The organism is Rhizobium sp. BK251 (assembly GCF_004345245.1).
In the GTDB taxonomy this organism is placed as follows: domain Bacteria; phylum Pseudomonadota; class Alphaproteobacteria; order Rhizobiales; family Rhizobiaceae; genus Rhizobium.
Map to the genome: position 1 here is coordinate 270859 of NZ_SLUQ01000006.1, position 18377 is coordinate 289235.

Sequence of the window (18377 nt, forward strand, 5' to 3'; positions counted from 1 at the left end):
CAACCGCCCTGCCGAGATTGTCCATGCGGGTTTCCACCGCCGCAGATCTTGGTTATGGGAAACGCAACGATTTGTTGCAGGTGGAAGATCAATGGAAGCAAGCGATCCGGGCGTCCCTGTGTTAAGGCAGCATTTTGATCGCCACAGGACGGAGCTCAGCCGCACGGAACTCGTGGTGGCCGAATATCTGCTGGGCCTGCCGGTCGACATACTGATCTTCCGAAGCGCCGAAGAGATAGCCTCCGAGACCGGAACCAGCGACGCGACCGTGATCCGAACTGCGAGACGGCTGGGCTTCAGCGGCTTGCCCGAACTGAAGCGATTCTGCAGCCGCCCGATGGCAAAGAGCGTGCCGACGACCGAGCGGCTTTCGCAGCGCCTGCGGGCGACCGGCGATGACCTCACGACCATCGCCAGCCAGATGTTCACCACCGCGCATGAGGTGCTGAACTCCACCCAGGAGACGCTGGAAACCGATTCGGTCAATCACGCCATATCTCTGCTGGAGCGTGCCGATACGGTCTGGTGTCTTGGGATGGGCCGGTCCGAGGTGGAAGCCAGGCACTGCTCCATCGCGCTCAGTCGCGTGGGTCTGCGAACCCGTCAATCCGGCGCTTCTGGCTTTGCACTCGCCAACGAACTGATCGACCTGCGCGCCGGCGATGTCGTCATCCTCTTTCACACTGCGCGCGATACCGCGGAACTGAAGCTGATCGTAAACCAGGTCACGCAGGTCGGATGCGACGTCGTTCTTGTCTGCGGGGTTCAGCTTCGCGACCGTTATCGCGACAAGGTTTCGGCCGTGCTCACCTGTGTCGGCGCCGCGACCGGCCTCGCGAGCTGGACGATCGGCGCCATCGTTGCCACCGATATTCTCGCCTATGGGCTGGCGACACGCCACAAGGAGAAGGCACTCGCGACCAGGGCGCGGCTTGCCAATCTGCGTGCTCAAATCCCCGAATAATCTGCCTCATTTGCGCGCCTGTGCCTCCCGAAATTCGGGAGGAGAAAAAATATGAGAAAAACTGTTATGTTTTGTTGAAACGCTCACTACAATCTTGTAGTCAATGCGACAACGAGATGCGCCGCAGCGCGTGTCCGACGTTTGTCTAAAGGCTTACTCGCATGAACCGCATTGCTCGATCCTCTTCGATTTTCATTCCTCATTGTCGTTAGCGGCTAGGCCGACCGGCCGCGGCTGATCCAAAGGCCCGGCGGCCACCGCCTCATTTCCGAATTCATTGCGAACAGCAGCCGCAAGGCGGGCGAGCGCCTGTCTTGCGCATTGCAAACCCATGTCTTTTGACCTGTTAAGGGGACCCCGATGCTCCAATATCGCCATGCCTTCAAGGCCGCCCTGCTCGCGACTGTTGCTGTGATTCCCGTTCACGGCGCCGCGCAAGAAGCCACCAAGTCCGCCGCAGATACGGTCCTCGATCCGATCGCGTTGACCGGCAACTGGCTCGAGGAGCCTGACAAGGAGAAGATCCTCAAGCACGCGGGCGCACGAACGATCGTCAACCGCGAGCAGTTCGAGGAGAGCGGGGCGACCAATATTCGCGACGCGCTGAAACTGGTTCCCGGCGTGCAGGTGCAGGACAGCAACGGTACCGGCGGCAGTGATGTCTCGCTGAACATCGGCGTGCGCGGCCTGACATCGCGCCTCTCCCCGCGCTCCACCGTGTTGATGGACGGTATTCCGCTGGCCTACGCGCCCTATGGCCAGCCGCAGCTGTCGCTCTTCCCGCTGACGCTCGGCAATGTCGAGACGATCGATGTCGTGCGTGGCGCCGGCTCGGTGCGCTACGGGCCGCAGAATGTCGGCGGCATCATCAACTTCGTCACCCGGCCGATCCCGGAAGACTTTACCGCGCGCTTCGCTTCGAACGCCGAGTTCGCCGGCACGAATGGCAATGCGAAGGTCTTTCCGAACCTGCTCATCGGCGGCACCAACCCGGATGGGCTCGGCGCTGCGGTTCTCTATTCCGGCATTCACGGCGAAGGCTATCGCGACAGCAATGACCGTACCGACATCGACGACCTGATCCTCAAGGGCGCCTACGAATTTTCCGATACCGACAAGCTCGGCATACAATTCCATCACTATGAAGGGGAAGGCCGCATGCCGGGCGGCCTGACGACGAAGGAGTTCGCGGAAGACCCCTATCAGTCGACGCGGCGCTATGACGACTTCAGCGGCAGGCGCAACGACATTTCGCTGCGCTATCAGCACGACGACGGTGAGAACAACTTCGAGCTGCTGACCTACTACGTCGACTCCTTCCGCGGCAGCCACGTCGAGCAGCAGGGCACCGGTTCAAGCGCCAACCTCTATCGCCTCACCTCGGCACCGCGCAGCTATTCCTATTTTGGCATCGAGCCGCGATATTCGCGCCTGTTCGAACTCGGTGGCGTCACGCAGGAGGTGACCGTGGGCTACCGGTACCTGTGGGAAGAAAGCTCCGAGGTTGCCGCCCGCACCGGCTTCTACAACCGCGCCTCCGGCATCAATCCCAACAGCCGCCCGATGAACGTCTACCAGACGAGCGACGGCGGCACGACGGCGCATGCCTTCTACATCGACGACAAGATCGAGCTCGGCAACTGGACCATCACCCCGGGCGTGCGCTACGAAATGATCAGCACGCACAACGACGTCGTCAACCTCAGCAACGGCAATATCACCAGTGCGCTCTATCCGGAGATCGACGCGCACGAAGCGTTGCCGACGCTCTCGGCCGAGTACATGATCAACGACGTCTGGAGCGTCTTTGCCAATGCGGGCGTCTCCTTCGGTCCGCAGCAATACAGCCAGCTGGCATCGACGACGGACGGCCTGCATCCCGAAGAGGCGACGACCTACGAAATCGGCACACACTATGAAGGCGACTATCTGACCGCCGAACTGACCGCCTTCAACATCGACTTCGACAAGGAACTCTATCTTGGCCGTACGATCGTCGGTGAAGGTATCTGGACCGATCTCGGGGCGACGCAGCATCGCGGGATCGAGGCGGCTGCGAGCTACGATCTCAGCGAAGTCGCGCCCTTCTTCGACGGGCTCTCGCTTTCGGCGACCTACACCTATACCGAGGCAACCTACCAGGCCGGCGCCTTCAAGGGCCGCGACCTACCCTTCTATTCACGCCATGTCGGCTCTTTCGGCGCGCGCTACCAATACGAGGACTGGGTCTTCAATACCGATGTCTTCGCGCAGTCTAAGCAGCATTCGCCGGGCAACGCCGCAGAGGGCGCAACCTATGTGACCGACGAGGATCCGACCGGTCGTCTTGGCGACATCCCCGGTTACGCGACGGTGAACCTGCGCGTCGCCTACGAGCCGCAGGACAAGAAGAATGCCCCGAAACTGGCCTTCGGCGTGAAGAACCTCTTCGACAAGGAGTATTTCACCCGCTCGACCGACAACAACGGTGGCAAGTTCGTCGGCCAGCCGCGCACCTTCTTCGTCACCGCCTCCGTCGCCTTCTGAGACGCATCCCCAATAGGAAGGTGCCGCAGGCCGGCGCCTTCCTATTCCTAACATGACAAAAAGCAGAAAGTTTTCTTGCCGGACCCGACAGGCTCCGCTATCGAATGGAAACCACCCGCCTTTGATGAATGACTTTGTATCCAAGATGTTTGCCAACGCCATTTCCCGCCGCGGCCTCTGCACGAGCCTGGGCCTCCTGATCGCCGGTTCGGCGCTTCCTGCCAGCGCCCTGGAGGCAATGGCGGATGAGAACGCCGGCCAAAGATCGATCGCGCATGAGCTGGGCACGACCGAAATTTCCGGCAAGCCCGGCCGCATCGTGGCCCTCGAGTTTTCCTTCGTCCAAGCACTCGATGCATTGGGCGTGGCGCCTGTCGGCATCACCGACGACAACCAGCCGCAGCGTATCGACCAGCTGCTTGGCAAGCATATCGACTACAGTTCTGTCGGCACGCGGCTGGAGCCCAACCTGGAACTCGTCAGTGCGCTGACCCCCGATCTGATCGTCGCCGACCTGACCCGCCATTCGGCGATCTATCCGCAGCTCAGCGCGATCGCACCCACGATCGTCCTGAACAGCTGGGAAGGCAGCTATCAGGTTATCAAGGATTCGGTCGTCGTCATCGCCGATGCACTTGGCGAGAAGGGGAAGGGCGCGCAGGCGATTGCCGACCACGAAGCGGCCATCGCTGCTCTCATCGCCGCCATTCCCGCCGGCGAGAAACGCCGCTTCCTGCTCGCGGTCGCGTCGTCGGATTCGATGAGCCTCCATACCTCGTCGTCCTTCACAGGCTCGGTCTTCAAGGCCATGGGCCTGATGCCGGCAATCGACTCCTCCGATCCGGTGGAAAGCGGTGCGGGTCTCGAGCGGCTGATCGCCGTCAATCCTGACGTGCTTCTGGTCGCGACCGATGCCGGCGGCACCGTGCTCGATCAATGGAAGGGCAACAGCGCCTTCACCAACATCTCGGCCGTCAAGGCGGGCACAATCTTCGAGGTCGACCGCAACCAGTTTTCCCGCTTTCGCGGCCTGAAGACGGCAGAGATGATCGGCCGCGAGATCCTCGCTAAGGTCTACAATGCCGGATAGGCGACCATGAAGGGTAAGGGCGCCGCTGCAAATGGACGGGGGACGAGCAGCCCGGCGCTGCTCGGTCTTGTTCTCTGCCTCGCCCTTGCCGTGGTCATGCTTGCCGGCATTTCCTTCGGTGTATCCGACTTGCCCGTTGCCGACGCCCTGCGGCTCCTCTTCGCGCCGGACGGCTCGCCGCAGAGCGCTCTCGTCTGGGACGTGCGCCTGCCGCGGACGGTACTGGCGCTGCTCATCGGCGCCAACCTCGCCATTGCCGGCGTTCTCATCCAGACACTGACGCGCAATCCGCTCGCTTCGCCGCAGACCTTCGGCATCAACGCCGGCGCGTCCCTGATGATCGTCCTGTGCCTGATCGCGCTGCCCGGCCTGCGCGGCGCAGGAACCGTCGGGCCGGCCTTTGCGGGTGCCGCCGCTGTCGGCTTCGCCATGTGGGCGCTCTCGGTCTCCGGCGCGATGAACGACATGAAGCTCGCACTTGCCGGCATCTCCATCCAGCTCGTGCTCGCGGCTCTCGTTCAGGCGATCCTGATCGCCAACAATGCGGCACAGGACATTGTCTATTGGCTCGCCGGCTCGATCAATGGCGCGCAATGGGGCAAGGTCGCGATCATACTTCCCTTCACGCTTGTCGGCGGCGGCATCGCGCTGCTTGCCGGCCGTCACTTCGGTGTGCTCGCGCTCGATGAGACGACCGGCCTTTCACTCGGCCAGAATGCCCGGCGTGCCGGCGGGCTCGCAGCGGTTCTCATCGTCGTGCTTGCCGGCTCAGCCGTCGCGGTCGGCGGCCCGATCGGCTTCATCGGCCTGCTCGTGCCGCATATCGTGCGTCGCCTGGCTGGCAGCGATCAGCTGACGCTCATCGTCCTCAGCGCCATTGCCGGCCCCCTGCTCTTGAATGCCGCCGATCTTCTCGGTCGTGTCGCCGCCTTCCCGGCGGAGGTGCCGGTCGGCATTGTAACCGCATTGGTCGGCGCACCCGCCTTCCTCGCCATCCTCTGGCAGCAGAGGGCGCGATGAACATGAATACCGCCAGCGCGCCATCGCTCCGCACCACGACGGTCTGCATGGGCGTCGCGGCACTCATTGTTCTGGTGGCCCTGCTTGGGATGACGATCGGCGCCGTCACGCTGACGATCGGCCAGGTGCTGGATGGTATCGCCGGGGGGGAAAGCGCCTTCATCGTCATGCAGTATCGCGCGCCGCGCGTCATCGTCTCGATCCTCGCAGGCGCCTCCCTTGGCGTGGCAGGTACCTTCCTGCAAGGCGCGCTACGCAATCCGCTCGCCTCACCCGATGTCGTCGGCATCACCAAATGTGCCGGGCTGGGCGCCTTCCTTGCCGGCCTCTTCACGCCGCCCGCCTGGGCGATCTGGTCGATCCCGGCCGGCGTCGTCGCTGGGACGCTTGTCGGCGCATTCGCCCTGCTTGCGATCGGGCGCAGCTTCGGCGGCGGCATTGCGGCACTGGCCCTTGTCGGCGTGGCGCTCGGCATGCTCGCGCAGGCGCTGATGCAATATGTGATGGTGCTCTTCCCGACGCGCGCCGACCAGTCCATGGTCTGGCTCGCCGGCAGCGTCTATGGCAGCACGATGGCCGACGTGCTCGCCCTGACGCTCTGGCTTGTCGTCTGCCTGCCTTTCGTGCTGATCGCGACGATCCGGCTCGATGCCGGTGGCTTCGGAGATGACACGCTGACCAGCCTCGGCATGTCGCCCGGCCGCCTGCGCGGCGGCCTCATCCTCGTTTCCGTTGCCCTCTGCGCCAGCAGCGTCGCCGCGGTCGGCAGCATGGGTTTTCTCGGCCTGCTTGCGCCACATGCCGCCCGCATGCTCGTCGGACGGCGCGCCCGCCACCTGGTTCCTGTCAGCGCCCTCATCGGCGCGCTGACGCTTTCCGCCGCCGACCTCATCGGCCGCCTCGCCGCTCTGCCGAACGAGATTCCGGCCGGTATTGTCGCGGCCGTCATCGGCGGTCCCTATCTCATCTTCCTGCTGATCAAGGAGGTCGGCCGTCATGACTGATGCCGTCTATTCCCGCCTGGCCGCACGGGACCTGACGCTCGGCTATGCCACGATCAAGGTTCTCGACGGCGTGGATGTCGCCATTCCGGATGGCAAGATCACGGCCCTGATCGGCGCCAATGGCAGCGGCAAGTCAACGCTCCTGCGTGCGCTCGGACGGATAATCCAGCCGCTCGGCGGTATTGTTACCCTCGACGGCAAAGCGATCGCGACGATGCCGGGCAAGGCGATCGCGCAGACGCTCGCGCTTCTGCCCCAAAGCCCTGTCTCCCCCGATGGCCTCACCGTTCGCCAGCTCTGCCGCTTCGGTCGGCATCCGCACAAGGGTATGCTTTCGCGCACGACGATTAGGGACGAGGAGATCGTCGGGGCCTCGCTTGCCGCGACCGGCCTTGCCGATCTTGCCGAACGGCCGCTCGACCGGCTCTCCGGCGGCCAGCGCCAGCGCGCCTGGATCGCCATGGCGCTCGCGCAGGAAACGCCGATCCTGCTGCTCGACGAGCCAACGACCTATCTCGACATCGCCCATCAGCTCGAAGTCCTGGAGCTTTTGAAGGAATTGAACGGGAAACGCGGACGCACCATCGTCATGGTGGTCCACGACCTCAATCACGCAGCCCAATATGCCGATCACATCATCGCGGTCGCCGGTGGCGGCATCCATGCATCGGGCAGCCCCGCCGATCTCCTGAAGCCGGATCTGATCCGGACTGTCTTCGGTATCGACGCGATGGTGATCCCGCATCCGGCCGACGGCACGCCGCTCTGCCTGCCAATCGCCTCCCGCTGAGACCCGATTTCCATCGGCCGGGTCAGCGCTTTCCGGCGTAATCGCTCCTGACGATGCCGTGGCGCTGCAGCTTGTCATAGAAGGTCTTGCGGGGGATGCCGAGCGCGGCAATCGACTGCTGGACGTCGCCGTCGAACGAGGTCAGCGTCTCGCGGATGATATCGGCCTCGTACCGCTCCAGCCTTTCCGGCAGCGACGGCGGCGTATCTGACGTGGAAGTCACCGTCGTTGCCGCGGGCTCCATGCCGAGAACCACGCGCTCTGCAAAATGCGACAGCTCGCGGACATTGCCCGGCCAATCATGTTCACGGAGATATTTGCCGACAGCAGGAGTGATCGCAGGCGCGTCCCGGCCGAAGCGGCGGGCGGCGCGTTCGGCGAAATAGGCGAACAGCAGGGGTATGTCATCCCGCCTTTCCCTCAGTGGCGGGATGGCAAGCGTCACCACGTTCAGCCGATAGTAAAGGTCCTCGCGAAAGCTCTTGCGCTGATCGGGATCGCCGAGATCCACCTTTGCCGCCGCAACGACGCGCAGATCGACAGGGCGCACTTCGTTGGTGCCGAGCGGTGTCACTTCACGCATCTCGAGAACGCGCAGCATCTGGACCTGAGTGGAAACCGGCATGCTCTCTATCTCGTCGAGGAAAAGCGTGCCTCCGCTCGAATGCTCGATGCGCCCCACTCGCTTCTTCTGCGCACCCGTAAAGGCGCCCGGCTCGTGCCCGAAAAGCTCGCTCTCGATGATATGCTCTGGCAATGCACCGCAATTGAGCGCGACGAAATTGCCCTTCGACCGGCGGCTCCAGTCGTGCAGGAGGCTCGCGACGACCTCCTTGCCACTTCCCGTTTCTCCGGTCACCAGCACGTCGACATCGGTATCGGCAATCTGGCGCAGCATGTGGCGCAGGCGTCCCATGACGGGCGTCTGACCTATCAGGGGCAGGCCCTGTTCCGCCTGGACCGCAGCATCCCGCAGCCGGCGGTTCTCCATCACCAGTCTGCGCTTTTCCGCGGCACGACGCACGCACTGGACCAGCCGCTCGGTCGCGAAAGGCTTGGCGATGAAATCATATACGCCGTCCTGGATCGCCTTGACGGCCATGGGGATGTCGCCGTGTCCGGTCATCAGGATCACCGGCAGTTCGCTGTCGAGCTGCCTGACCCGATCGAAGAGTTGCAGGCCGTCCAGTCCCGGCATGCGAATATCCGATACGACCACCCCCTCGAAGCCCGCGTCGAGCTTTGCAAGGGCGTTCGTAGCGGAGGTGAACAGCGTTACTTCGAAACCGGCGAGTTCTAGGGTCTGGCCCGTCGCCCGCAATAGATCCTTGTCGTCATCGACGAGAAAAGCCGGCACCCCTTTGTTCATTCCGAAGCCTTCTTTAGATGCACCATGAAGCGTGTTCCGTTTGCGCCGCTCTCGACCTCGATGCGGCCGGCATAGTCAGTGACGATGTCCTTCGAGATCACCAGACCAAGGCCGAGGCCCTTCTCCTTGGACGAATTGAAAGGCTCGAAGAGTGCCTCCAGTATGTCGGGTGCTATCCCCGGGCCATTGTCGGCGACCGTGATGATCACGTCTGCGGCCAGCACCGTTGTTGAGACGGAGACCCGGGCATCGTCAATATCCTCGACAGCCTCGAGCGCGTTCTGGAAGAGATTGATGAATACCTGCTCCAGTCTCACCCTGTTTCCGAGAACCTTCAAGCCGCTCGGCATCGGCTCGATCCCCAGGATGTCCAGGCGACCGGTGAAGCGGCTGCGCAGCAGCAGCAGCGCGCCGTCTATCACCTCCCGCACGTCCACCGGCTCGGGCGCCGTGCGCCCTCGTCTCGCCAGCGCCTTCAGGTCATCGGTGATGGCTCCGATCCGCTCCGTGAGAGCGGCTATCAGACCGAGGTTTTCCGCCACGGGCTTCGTCTGCCGTCTTTCGAGGAAGACCTTGGAATTGTCCGCATAGGCCCGGATCGTGGCAAGAGGCTGATTGATTTCATGCGCGACTCCTGCCGCAACCTGCCCGAGGATCGCCAGCCTGTTGGCCTGGACGAGATCCTGCTGCACCGCCTGCAGCCGCGCCTCGGTGGCGCGATGATTGGTGATTTCCTCCTGCAGGCTGTCGCGCGCCAGGCTGAGGTCCCGCGTTCGTTCGACGACGCGGGCTTCGAGCTGCTCCCGAGCCGCTTGCTCCCTGATGATCAACATCGTGGCGGCCTGGCGCCGGCGCAGCCAGATCGCCGCGGCGGCGATGACCAGGAGGAGAGCGAAAGCCGAAATCAGGCGCACCTCCCTCACCGCGGCCGCTATCGGCGTCTCGATCGGCAACAGGTACTGAAGGCTCCAGTCGGTCGATGCAACGGGGACAATGATCCGCAGATAGCTCTCCATTCCGCTGCCCGGAAGAAGGGCGCGGATGATCGCCGCTTCCGGCTCAAGTTGCTCGACGACTGAGATCGGCAGCGGCAGGAGAGGTGCGTCGCCGAACTGCAAGCTTTCCCGAATGGCCGTGACGTTCCGTGGTGCAAGCACTTCGGTCGTCATGAAGCGCCAGGACGGGATGCTGGTGATCAGCACGACACGATTGCTGTCGACAACGAAGGCGGGGCGCTGCGTATCGCGCCAGTCGCTTTCGAGCTGGTCGAATTCCATCTTGACAACGACGACGCCGAGCGGCGCCGAAGCCGACCCGACCCGATGCGAAATATAGAGACCCGGTCGCTTGCTGACGGTGCCGAGCGCGAAATGCTCGGCCGTTCCATCCCGCATTGCTCCTGAGAAATAGGTACGGAACGCGTAGTCGCTTCCCACGAAGCTCGTCGCGTCGCGCCAGTTGCTGGCCGATATGGTGATGCCATCGGTGTTGATCACGTAGAGAACGGAGGCGTTCGTGCCGGCGATGAGATCCTCGAGCTTGCGGCTCAGCGCGTTCCTCATTTCCGGATCAGAACTGGAAAGCGCCTCCTCGACGTCCCGGTCGCGGGACAGCAGGAATGGCAGTGCCCGCGGTCGTTCGAGCACGGCGCGCAGCAGCGCCACCTTCAGATTGGCATCAGTGCGTCCCTGCACTTCCAGCGCCGACAATGCCGACGCCCTGCCGTACTGCCCGACCAAATAGAGAACGACGAACGACAGCGCCAATGCGACGAGGCCGAACAAAAGCCATGCTCGGCGCGCACGCTGGCGCGTAAGCATCTCCTCGCTCGATGGAACGACATCATCCATCCGGCAAGAATGAGCATAAATCCGCACACGCATCAAGTGACATTGTGCGTAAATGCGCACAAATTACAATTACAGCATGACTTAAGAACAAAGATAAAGCGATATAAAACATCTATTTAAATAGCGGATTGCCGATCTGGCACGCAGCTTGCTGACCTCCTCAACAACGACAGCAATTCGCCTCGGGAAGAGCCAAATTCCTTGGTTGGGGCGAGATGGAGGACCACATGAACGCACTACCAACAGACATCCAGAAGCGTGAACCCGTTCCCTTTTACCGGCATCTCTACGTGCAGGTCATCGCCGCGATCATCGCCGGCATCTTGATCGGCCATTACTATCCCGAGCTCGGAACCTCGTTGAAGCCGCTCGGCGATGCCTTCATCAAGCTCGTCAAGATGATCATCGCACCGGTCATCTTCCTGACGGTCGCGACCGGCATCGCCGGCATGGCAGACCTCAAGAAGGTGGGCCGCGTCGCGGGCAAGGCGATGATCTATTTCCTTGTCTTCTCCACGCTGGCGCTCGCCGTCGGCCTGGTCATCGCCAATGTCGTGCAGCCCGGTGCCGGCATGCATATCTCGCCGGCCTCGCTCGATGCCAATGCGGTGGCAAGCTACGCCAGCAAGGCGCATGAGGCCTCGATCACCGGCTTCCTGATGAACATCATTCCGGATACGATCGTCGGCGCCTTCGCGCAGGGCGACATCCTGCAGGTTCTGTTCTTCTCGGTCCTCTTCGGTATCGCGCTTGGCATGGTCGGCGATCGCGGCAAGCCCGTCCTCGATTTCCTCAATGCCCTGACCGCTCCGATCTTCCGCCTCGTCGCGATCCTGATGAAGGCTGCCCCGATCGGCGCGTTCGGCGCCATGGCCTTTACGATCGGCAAATACGGCATCGGCTCGATCGCCAACCTCGCCTTCCTGATTGCCACCTTCTACGCCACCTCGCTGTTCTTCGTGCTCGTCGTCCTCGGCGCTGTCGCAAGATACAATCGCTTCTCGATCCTTGCGCTGATCCGCTACATCAAGGAAGAGCTGCTGCTGGTGCTCGGCACCTCCTCCTCGGAAGCGGCTCTGCCCGGTCTCATGCAGAAGATGGAACGCGCCGGCTGCAAGCGCTCGGTCGTGGGCTTGGTGATCCCGACCGGCTATTCGTTCAACCTCGACGGCACCAACATCTACATGACACTTGCCGCGCTCTTCATCGCGCAGGCAACCGACACGCCGCTCTCCCTCGGCGACCAGATCCTGCTGCTTCTCGTGGCGATGCTGAGCTCGAAGGGGGCAGCAGGCATCACCGGCGCAGGCTTCATCACGCTGGCTGCGACACTCTCGGTCGTTCCCACGGTCCCGGTCGCCGGCATGGCGCTTATCCTCGGCATCGATCGGTTCATGTCCGAATGCCGTGCGCTGACGAACTTCGTCGGCAACGCGGTCGCAACGATCGTGGTTGCCCGGTGGGAGAACGAACTCGACGAGACCATGCTCGCCAGTGCCCTGTCAGGTCATGGCGCGGATGAACCGGTCACCCCACGCTCTCTCCAGGCGGCGGAATAATTCCTCCCAGGGAAAGAGGCCGCCGGTCTCTGGAAGGGCCCGCCGTTCGCGGCGGGCCTTTTCCGTTATACCGCTGCTGCAGCTCGCTGGGCCGTCGCTGTATCCGGTCATGCACTCGTGGCGAAGTCTCGAACCTCCGGTCAACCCCTATTTGTCCTTGGCGAAGATCGACCAGCGTTCCGCCACCTTGAAGCCATTGGCCTCGTAGAGGCGAAGTCCTGCCTCGCTGCTCTGCAGCACGGCGTGGTGCGCGCCCGCCTCGTAGGCATCCCTCAGGATTCTCCGCAGGAGGCTTGTCGCCAGTCCTCTTCTGCGAAAATCGGGAATGGTCGCGACGTTGTAGATGGTGGCCCAACCGCATACCAGCATGACCAGTCCCGTCGCCACTACGCGCGAGGAGTTTTCAACCACATAGACGGTCGCGCCGCGCAAGTTGAAGACCGATCCGAATATTGCCATGACCTCCGGTGGCGCCGAAAATCCTGAGCAGAGCGCGGCAAGATAGGCATCGCGATCGTCGGAATTGGCGACACGCAAGCGGAGGTCTCTGACCTGCTCGAGCGGCCACGCCGGCTGGTCGACAGGTGCGATCATCAAGGGACGCTTTGTGCGCCTCGAAAGACCGTGGGCTGCCGCAAGGTCGATCAGTTGCGGGGATGGCGAGTTCTCGCGCACCTGGATGCTCCAGGGAAAGCCGAAATCGACCTGGGATTGCGCTGCTGCGGCCACGAGGTCATAGTTCGAGCGTGGGCCCTTGACGAACACGCCGTTCAGGTCGGCGATGAGCGCGCGCGAGACGACCTGGAAATGATCATTGCCGATGGTGCGGAAGATGCCGCCCTGCCCTCTCGCGAACTCAGCAATCGCGACATACCAGGCGGCCAGGGCTCCATCGAGGACGACAGGATTCGTCAAGGTCAACACTTTCTAATTGAGGAAATTCACGATCTAAATCCTTTTAGGATGCGTCTGTTTCAATCCTGTTCTTGCTTTCGGAAGTTGCACTACGGTTGTAGTTTCGCGGCGCGCAAACAGCTTTTGCGCGCTTATTTTTCATATTTCTCGACTTCGCTTTGCCAGCCTGATGATCTCCGTCATGGCGCCTCACAACCGCCACTTGCTGCCCTGCCGCCGCCATCCAGCTCGATCATGGATTGAGGCATTGCTGCTATGTCGAACTCGTCCGATTTGGGCGGCGACTTCCTCGCGTGATATGTTTGCCCCGCTGTCTGGTGAGGGGACGCGAGTGGTTGAGGCTGGCGCACAAGGCGCGTCACGAAATCCGCGAGCGCAGCGACGGGGGACCGCGGATGTTGGCGTTGATGCAGTGGCTATCCGGCCTTGTGAATCGGTTTCGCCGGCCCCCACGGGCCGAGGCGACCGACGCGGTGCTGCGCTCCGGGCTTGCGCATTATCGGTGGGGCTCGGGGGTGATCAGGTTCACCGATATCTCCGCCGTCGGCCGGATGGCACCGGCCGAGATCGTGACCGAGATCATGCAGCAGCACTCAATCTGGGATGGCGATGCTGGCTTCCGGCGCACGGTCACCTATCTGCACGAGCTGGTGCACTATCTGCAGGATCTGACGACCGGCATAGGCCACTGGGACTTCGTGCAGCGCCAGGCGGCCTATGACGAACTCATGCCCGCGATCGTCTCGCAATTCGATGCGGGGCCATCGACCGCTCCGCCGGATGCACGCCGCTTCAAGGCGATGATCTCGGATTCCTTCTTCAACGGCTGGCCGCATGCCGATCGCAGCTGGGAGAAGCAATGCCTCGCCGACACGGCAAGGGGCAACGGCTGGCATTTGGAGGGCTGGGATATCACCGAGCTCTTCTCAATGGAGTCGATCCTGGAGACGGAGGCCGTGTTGCAAACCGTCGTGACCATCATGCGGACGAAGAGAACGCAGAATGCCCAGGCGATCCTGGATGACAACGTCTCCATCTTCAATCCGCTGAGGATGCCGGAGAAATACTCGGCGCTGTGCCGATTCATCCTGCAGCACACGATGCAGTCGTTCGGCTCTAAGGATGCGGAAACCTTCATCCAGGAACTGGGTGGCACCGACGTCGATCTCGCCAAACTCTACCATAGCTATATTTTCCTGATCGATCTTGCCTGCGCGCATCCGCCTTCCCGCTTCTTCAAGGAAACCGACCTGCGCCGCGAGGACTTTCTGCCAGGCGTCCGCTTGATGCGATATATGTACGCTTTCCAGAACGGCCTGCCCGATGACGCGGACAATACCATCAGGACCGAATTGCGTTTGAACCAAGCTTGCGGCGTCGCCTATCCGACCGCCAGCGAGGTCTATCGGATGTGGGCGGAGGATTTTGTCGCTGCGCCGCAGACGCCCATGGTGAAAGTCCGCGCGGTCAGCGCCACCGGGCGACTCTCCTCCACCGATGCCTTTGCAAAGGCTGCAAACGGCGTCGCGGTCAATCAGATCCCGGTCGTTTATGCCATCGCAGGACTGAGCGGGACCCACAGCCTGCGTATAAACGAGCATAAATGGGACGAGGGCTACCGACACCTTGACGACTCCGCCGGATGGGACGCTGTGTTTCTGGAGTCTCTCAAAGCATTCTACACGCCTCGCCCATTTCGGTGTAGCGTGCCGCCGAGTTGTCCGGTCTGCCGCAAGGCGTGCCTCGAAGGATTTGGGTTCCCGTACGAAGTACCCTCTGACGAAGACTGTGTCGTGCATGCCTATTTGGTGGAGGAAAGCGCCCGGCGGGCGCGGGGCAAAGGTGGAGGTGACGAATGAGCAGGCCACTGAACGAGACCGATGTGAGCGCCTTCGAGGAAGGCGCAACCGATCTTTTTGTCGATCCGGCGGCAAACCGGGACGGCGAGGCGCTCCAGATCACGGGGCTGGAAATACTGGCGTTCATCGCCGCCAAGGTCGCATTGCCGGCTCTCGTCGCCTTCTCCTCGCGGGCGCTCTATGACAAATGGCGGAAGCCTTTGACGCGTGCCGATCTCGAGGCACTCCGCAAGGAGCTGATCGGCAAGAACCTGTCGCGAGAACCGGCGGTGCCGAGGGCAGAACTGATTTCCGATGCCATTGCCAAACTCGTCGCCGAGGGGCTGGACGAGGAAAAGGCAAGAAGGATCGCCGGCGAGATTGTCGACAAGGCAACCGCCAAGGCGGCAGGGTGAGGCTTTAGCCCGAATCCAACCCGCATCGCAGCGATGTCGCGGGCCGGAACGCGCTTCATTCGATTCAGCCACGACCGACGCAGCAGCGTTTTCGCGGGCGGCTCCACCGTGATTGCGAGTGGAGACAGCCTGCGCTATGCTGCAATGCAGCACATTTCAGGCGCAGCATTCAGTCGGGCTTGCAAGCCACCCCGCGTGGCGAAACGGAGGGAACTGGACATGCCGATGTTCAAGATGCCGCTTTCCGGCGATGTCGTTCAGTCCATAAATCCCTGGACGGCTTTCTTCAGTCCGATCGGCAGCCAGTTCGGCGTGGTCAACATCAATTTCGGGCAATCGAGCGCACCGCAGGTCGAGCAGGAGGTACTCACCGACGTCGGCAGCTATGGACGACAGCTCGGCCGGATGGGTGATGCGCTCGTCGTGCTCCTCGCCCATTTCAAACCGGACAAGCCGCTGAGCGCGGAAGAAACCGCGGCGATCGACGCACTGAAGGCGATGCTGGAGCAGATCGCCGAAATCAAGGAGCGTCACGCGCGCCCCGCGCTTCGCCCGTAGCAGAGCGGAGATGCGCCCTGTCTTGCCTTTGTTGCAGGGTATCCCGCTACCGCTCCGCCAATCATCAGCAACATGAATCGATGCAGCTTGATCGATTCCGATTAGTCGTTGGACGTGCCGCGCGCTCAGTGGGACTCTCTTCCCATGACAACCGGCTCCAACGACTTGCTCCTCACGCGCATCGATCCCGCATGCAACATGGCGCGTTTCTATTACCTTTCGGTCGAACCGTCCTTGTTCGGCGGCTGCTCGCTCGTGCGCTCATGGGGAAGGATCGGCACGCGCGGCCGCATCCGCGTGGAGCTCTATCAACGGCTTGCGGAGGCGAAACACCGGTTCGGCGAGCTCGCCGCGGCAAAGCGGCGGCGAGGCTACTGCTAGGATTTGATCGCCGGCTCAAACATTTCGAGACGGCGATCTGTCCTTTGCGGGAGGTCTAAGCGGCGCGCGTGGCCGAGCTCAGGGGGATCTCGACATCGATCTCGAGCGTCGAGACATGTTCGCCACGATCCATTCTCACCTGCACCCGGTCGCCGTCCACCTGGACGTGCTTCGCAATGACGGCCAGGATTTCGTCCCGAAGGAGCGAGGCGAGGTCCGCCCCGAACGTGGACCTTTCATGGGCGAGCAGCACCTGGAGACGCTCGCGCGCCATGGGTGCCGATTTTTTCTTGTTGAAGAAACGGAACACGTTCATGCAGCCCTCCGCCCGAAGATCTTGCCGAACAATCCACGCTTCTCGCCCGGAATGGTAACCGGCAGCGTCTCGCCGGCGAGCCGGCGGGCAGCGTCGAAATAAGCCATCGCAGGCGCGCTGCGGCTATCGGCAAGCGTTACCGGCGCCCCGATATTGGAAGCGCGAAGCACATCCATGCTTTCCGGGATGATGCCCAGGAGCGGAATGGACAGGATCTCCAGCACGTCGTCCACCTTGAGCATGTCGCCACGCTCGGCGCGGGTCGCATCGTAGCGGGTCAGGAGCAGGTGCTTCTCGATGCGCTCGCCGCGTTCGGCCTTTTCCGTTTTCGAGTCGAGGAGGCCGATGATGCGATCGGAGTCGCGCACGGACGAGACTTCGGGGTTTGTGACGACGACGGCCATATCGGCGTGGCGCATGGCAAGAGTGGCGCCGCGTTCGATTCCCGCCGGGCTGTCGCAGATGATCCAGTCGAAATGCCTTCTCAGGTCGTTGACGACCCGCTCGACACCCTCTGTCGTCAATGCATCCTTATCGCGTGTCTGCGATGCGGGAAGGAGAAACAGCGTCTCCAATCGCTTGTCGCGGATCAATGCCTGGGGAAGCTTGGCATCGCCCTGGACGACGTTGATCAGGTCGTAGACGACTCTGCGCTCCGCGCCCATGACAAGATCGAGGTTCCGCAGCCCGACGTCGAAATCGACGACGACAGTCTTTTCATTCCGCTGCGCCAGGGCCGCCCCGAGCGCAGCCGTCGAGGTCGTTTTGCCGACGCCACCCTTCCCCGAAGTTACGACAATTACCTTGCCCATTCTTTCCCTCTCCTGTGTGATGCCGGCGTTCGGCTCAGATAATTTTCTCTGCCATGATCGCGTCGTCCTCGAGCCAAAGCTGCACCGCCTGCCCACGCAGGTCGGTCGCGAGGTCATCCGCGGTCTTGTAAATTCCGTCTATGGCCAGAAGCTCGGCCTCGAGCTTGCGGCAGAAGATTCGTGCGGACGCATTGCCCACGGAGCCAGCGAGAACCCGCCCGCGCAGCGATCCGTAAACATGGACGGATCCGCCCGCTATGATCTCGGCGCCCGAGGCGACCGATCCGATGACGGTCACGTCGCCATCGGGAAAGATGACGGATTGGCCGGAGCGGACGGGCTCGCGGATGACGATCGAGGCAGACGACGGACGTTGCACCTGAATCTGCACCTCGGGACTAGCCTTCGGCGTCTCCGCCGGCGCGTCAGCGTTCACGTCGAAATCGGAGACGGGGCGCCCGCCTTTCATCGCGGGCGGCATGCCTGCCTCCAGCTGCGAAGGGCGCGCGCCCTCGATGCCCATGATTCGGACATTCCGGCTCGAAAGGTCCGCAATCAACTGCCGAAGCTGCGATCTGTCGATCGAAAGATCCGATATGTCCAGAACGACCGGGCGGCCGAGGAAGAACCCTGCGGAGCGTGCCGCAAGATCGTCCAGCCGGGTCAGCCAGTCGTCGAAGGGAAGGTCCGGGGAAAGGACGACCGCCAGGAATGAACGGCCTTTGATACGAATCGAGCGGGCGGCTGTTAACACTTTGGTCATCTACGTTAATTTTCCGTTGCGACGGTCTATTCCGTGCATGGTTAACGAATAGTTAACGTCGGACCCTGCCCGAAGCTTGCCTGGAGCTAGTGTCCGGGAAGCCACATAGGCGGCGGGCAGCTTCGCCCGCCGGTCTCGGCATAGGTTTTTGCCGCTTGAGCGGCGCTACAGTGGGGGCAAATGATGAGAGGCTGCGGTGGGCAAGC

At 62.4% G+C, this 18377-nt stretch carries 17 protein-coding genes; 11 read left to right on the forward strand and 6 right to left on the reverse strand.

Features of this window, described 5'->3' with window-relative positions; genetic code table 11:
* The first annotated feature begins 91 nt into the window (after nt 1–91).
* The 6 genes from EV286_RS16810 to EV286_RS16835 all read left to right on the forward strand — a co-directional run bounded on the left by EV286_RS16810 (nt 92) and on the right by EV286_RS16835 (nt 7394).
* Entirely contained in the window at nt 92–964 is an 873-nt protein-coding gene (locus EV286_RS16810; RefSeq protein ID WP_132958294.1) for a MurR/RpiR family transcriptional regulator, read from the forward strand.
* A 360-nt stretch (nt 965–1324) separates the two neighbouring features.
* On the forward strand, nt 1325–3490 hold the full coding sequence (locus tag EV286_RS16815) for a TonB-dependent siderophore receptor (protein ID WP_132958295.1): 2166 nt from the start codon (nt 1325–1327) through the stop codon (nt 3488–3490).
* Nucleotides 3491–3614: 124 nt separating this feature from the next.
* Nucleotides 3615–4580, forward strand: a complete 966-nt coding sequence (locus EV286_RS16820; protein WP_245500732.1) for an ABC transporter substrate-binding protein — start codon at nt 3615–3617, stop codon at nt 4578–4580.
* A 6-nt stretch (nt 4581–4586) separates the two neighbouring features.
* Nucleotides 4587–5600 (forward strand): iron ABC transporter permease, encoded by a 1014-nt coding sequence (locus EV286_RS16825; RefSeq protein ID WP_132958296.1) that lies wholly within the window; start codon nt 4587–4589, stop codon nt 5598–5600.
* Entirely contained in the window at nt 5597–6604 is a 1008-nt protein-coding gene (locus EV286_RS16830) for an iron chelate uptake ABC transporter family permease subunit (protein WP_132958297.1), read from the forward strand. Before EV286_RS16825 ends, EV286_RS16830 begins: the two co-directional genes overlap by 4 nt.
* Nucleotides 6597–7394 (forward strand): ABC transporter ATP-binding protein, encoded by a 798-nt coding sequence (locus tag EV286_RS16835; protein ID WP_132958298.1) that lies wholly within the window; start codon nt 6597–6599, stop codon nt 7392–7394. Before EV286_RS16830 ends, EV286_RS16835 begins: the two co-directional genes overlap by 8 nt.
* Before the next feature lie 22 nt (nt 7395–7416).
* On the opposite strand, the gene EV286_RS16840 is transcribed toward EV286_RS16835, so the two are convergent.
* Both EV286_RS16840 and EV286_RS16845 read right to left on the reverse strand, forming a co-directional pair.
* Nucleotides 7417–8763: a sigma-54 dependent transcriptional regulator gene (locus tag EV286_RS16840; RefSeq protein WP_132958299.1), complete on the reverse strand. Its 1347-nt coding sequence runs from the start codon at nt 8761–8763 to the stop codon at nt 7417–7419.
* The gene (locus EV286_RS16845) at nt 8760–10583 is read right to left on the reverse strand and encodes an ATP-binding protein (protein WP_348633551.1); all 1824 of its coding nucleotides are present in this window, start codon (nt 10581–10583) and stop codon (nt 8760–8762) included. The genes EV286_RS16840 and EV286_RS16845 overlap by 4 nt, the downstream gene beginning before the upstream one ends.
* Nucleotides 10584–10840: 257 nt before the next feature.
* Here EV286_RS16845 and EV286_RS16850 point away from each other — a divergent pair, with 257 nt between their 5' ends.
* A complete protein-coding gene (locus EV286_RS16850; RefSeq protein WP_132958301.1) occupies nt 10841–12172 on the forward strand; it encodes a dicarboxylate/amino acid:cation symporter in 1332 nt (443 codons plus the stop codon).
* A 147-nt stretch (nt 12173–12319) separates the two neighbouring features.
* On the opposite strand, the gene EV286_RS16855 is transcribed toward EV286_RS16850, so the two are convergent.
* The gene (locus EV286_RS16855; RefSeq protein ID WP_132958302.1) at nt 12320–13087 is read right to left on the reverse strand and encodes a GNAT family N-acetyltransferase; all 768 of its coding nucleotides are present in this window, start codon (nt 13085–13087) and stop codon (nt 12320–12322) included.
* Between the two features lie 395 nt (nt 13088–13482).
* Here EV286_RS16855 and EV286_RS16860 point away from each other — a divergent pair, with 395 nt between their 5' ends.
* The 4 genes from EV286_RS16860 to EV286_RS16875 all read left to right on the forward strand — a co-directional run bounded on the left by EV286_RS16860 (nt 13483) and on the right by EV286_RS16875 (nt 16280).
* Nucleotides 13483–14946, forward strand: coding sequence for a hypothetical protein (locus EV286_RS16860; protein WP_132958303.1), 1464 nt, complete (start codon nt 13483–13485; stop codon nt 14944–14946).
* Nucleotides 14943–15341 (forward strand): hypothetical protein, encoded by a 399-nt coding sequence (locus EV286_RS16865; protein ID WP_132958304.1) that lies wholly within the window; start codon nt 14943–14945, stop codon nt 15339–15341. Before EV286_RS16860 ends, EV286_RS16865 begins: the two co-directional genes overlap by 4 nt.
* Nucleotides 15342–15560: 219 nt before the next feature.
* Complete coding sequence (locus EV286_RS16870) at nt 15561–15899, forward strand: hypothetical protein (protein ID WP_132958305.1); 339 nt, start codon at nt 15561–15563, stop codon at nt 15897–15899.
* Between the two features lie 144 nt (nt 15900–16043).
* Nucleotides 16044–16280 carry a WGR domain-containing protein gene (locus tag EV286_RS16875; RefSeq protein WP_132958306.1) on the forward strand — a complete coding sequence of 79 codons (237 nt, stop codon included), beginning with the start codon at nt 16044–16046 and terminating at the stop codon, nt 16278–16280.
* A 55-nt stretch (nt 16281–16335) separates the two neighbouring features.
* Here the strand turns inward: EV286_RS16875 and minE are convergent, their stop codons facing one another.
* From minE to minC, 3 genes are read right to left on the reverse strand one after another with little or no spacing between them, the layout of a single operon-like run.
* On the reverse strand, nt 16336–16596 hold the full coding sequence (gene minE / locus EV286_RS16880; RefSeq protein ID WP_132958307.1) for a cell division topological specificity factor MinE: 261 nt from the start codon (nt 16594–16596) through the stop codon (nt 16336–16338).
* The gene (gene minD, locus EV286_RS16885; RefSeq protein WP_132958308.1) at nt 16593–17408 is read right to left on the reverse strand and encodes a septum site-determining protein MinD; all 816 of its coding nucleotides are present in this window, start codon (nt 17406–17408) and stop codon (nt 16593–16595) included. The genes minE and minD overlap by 4 nt, the downstream gene beginning before the upstream one ends.
* Before the next feature lie 34 nt (nt 17409–17442).
* Nucleotides 17443–18171: a septum site-determining protein MinC gene (gene minC, locus EV286_RS16890; RefSeq protein WP_132958309.1), complete on the reverse strand. Its 729-nt coding sequence runs from the start codon at nt 18169–18171 to the stop codon at nt 17443–17445.
* Between the last annotated feature and the right edge of the window lie 206 nt (nt 18172–18377).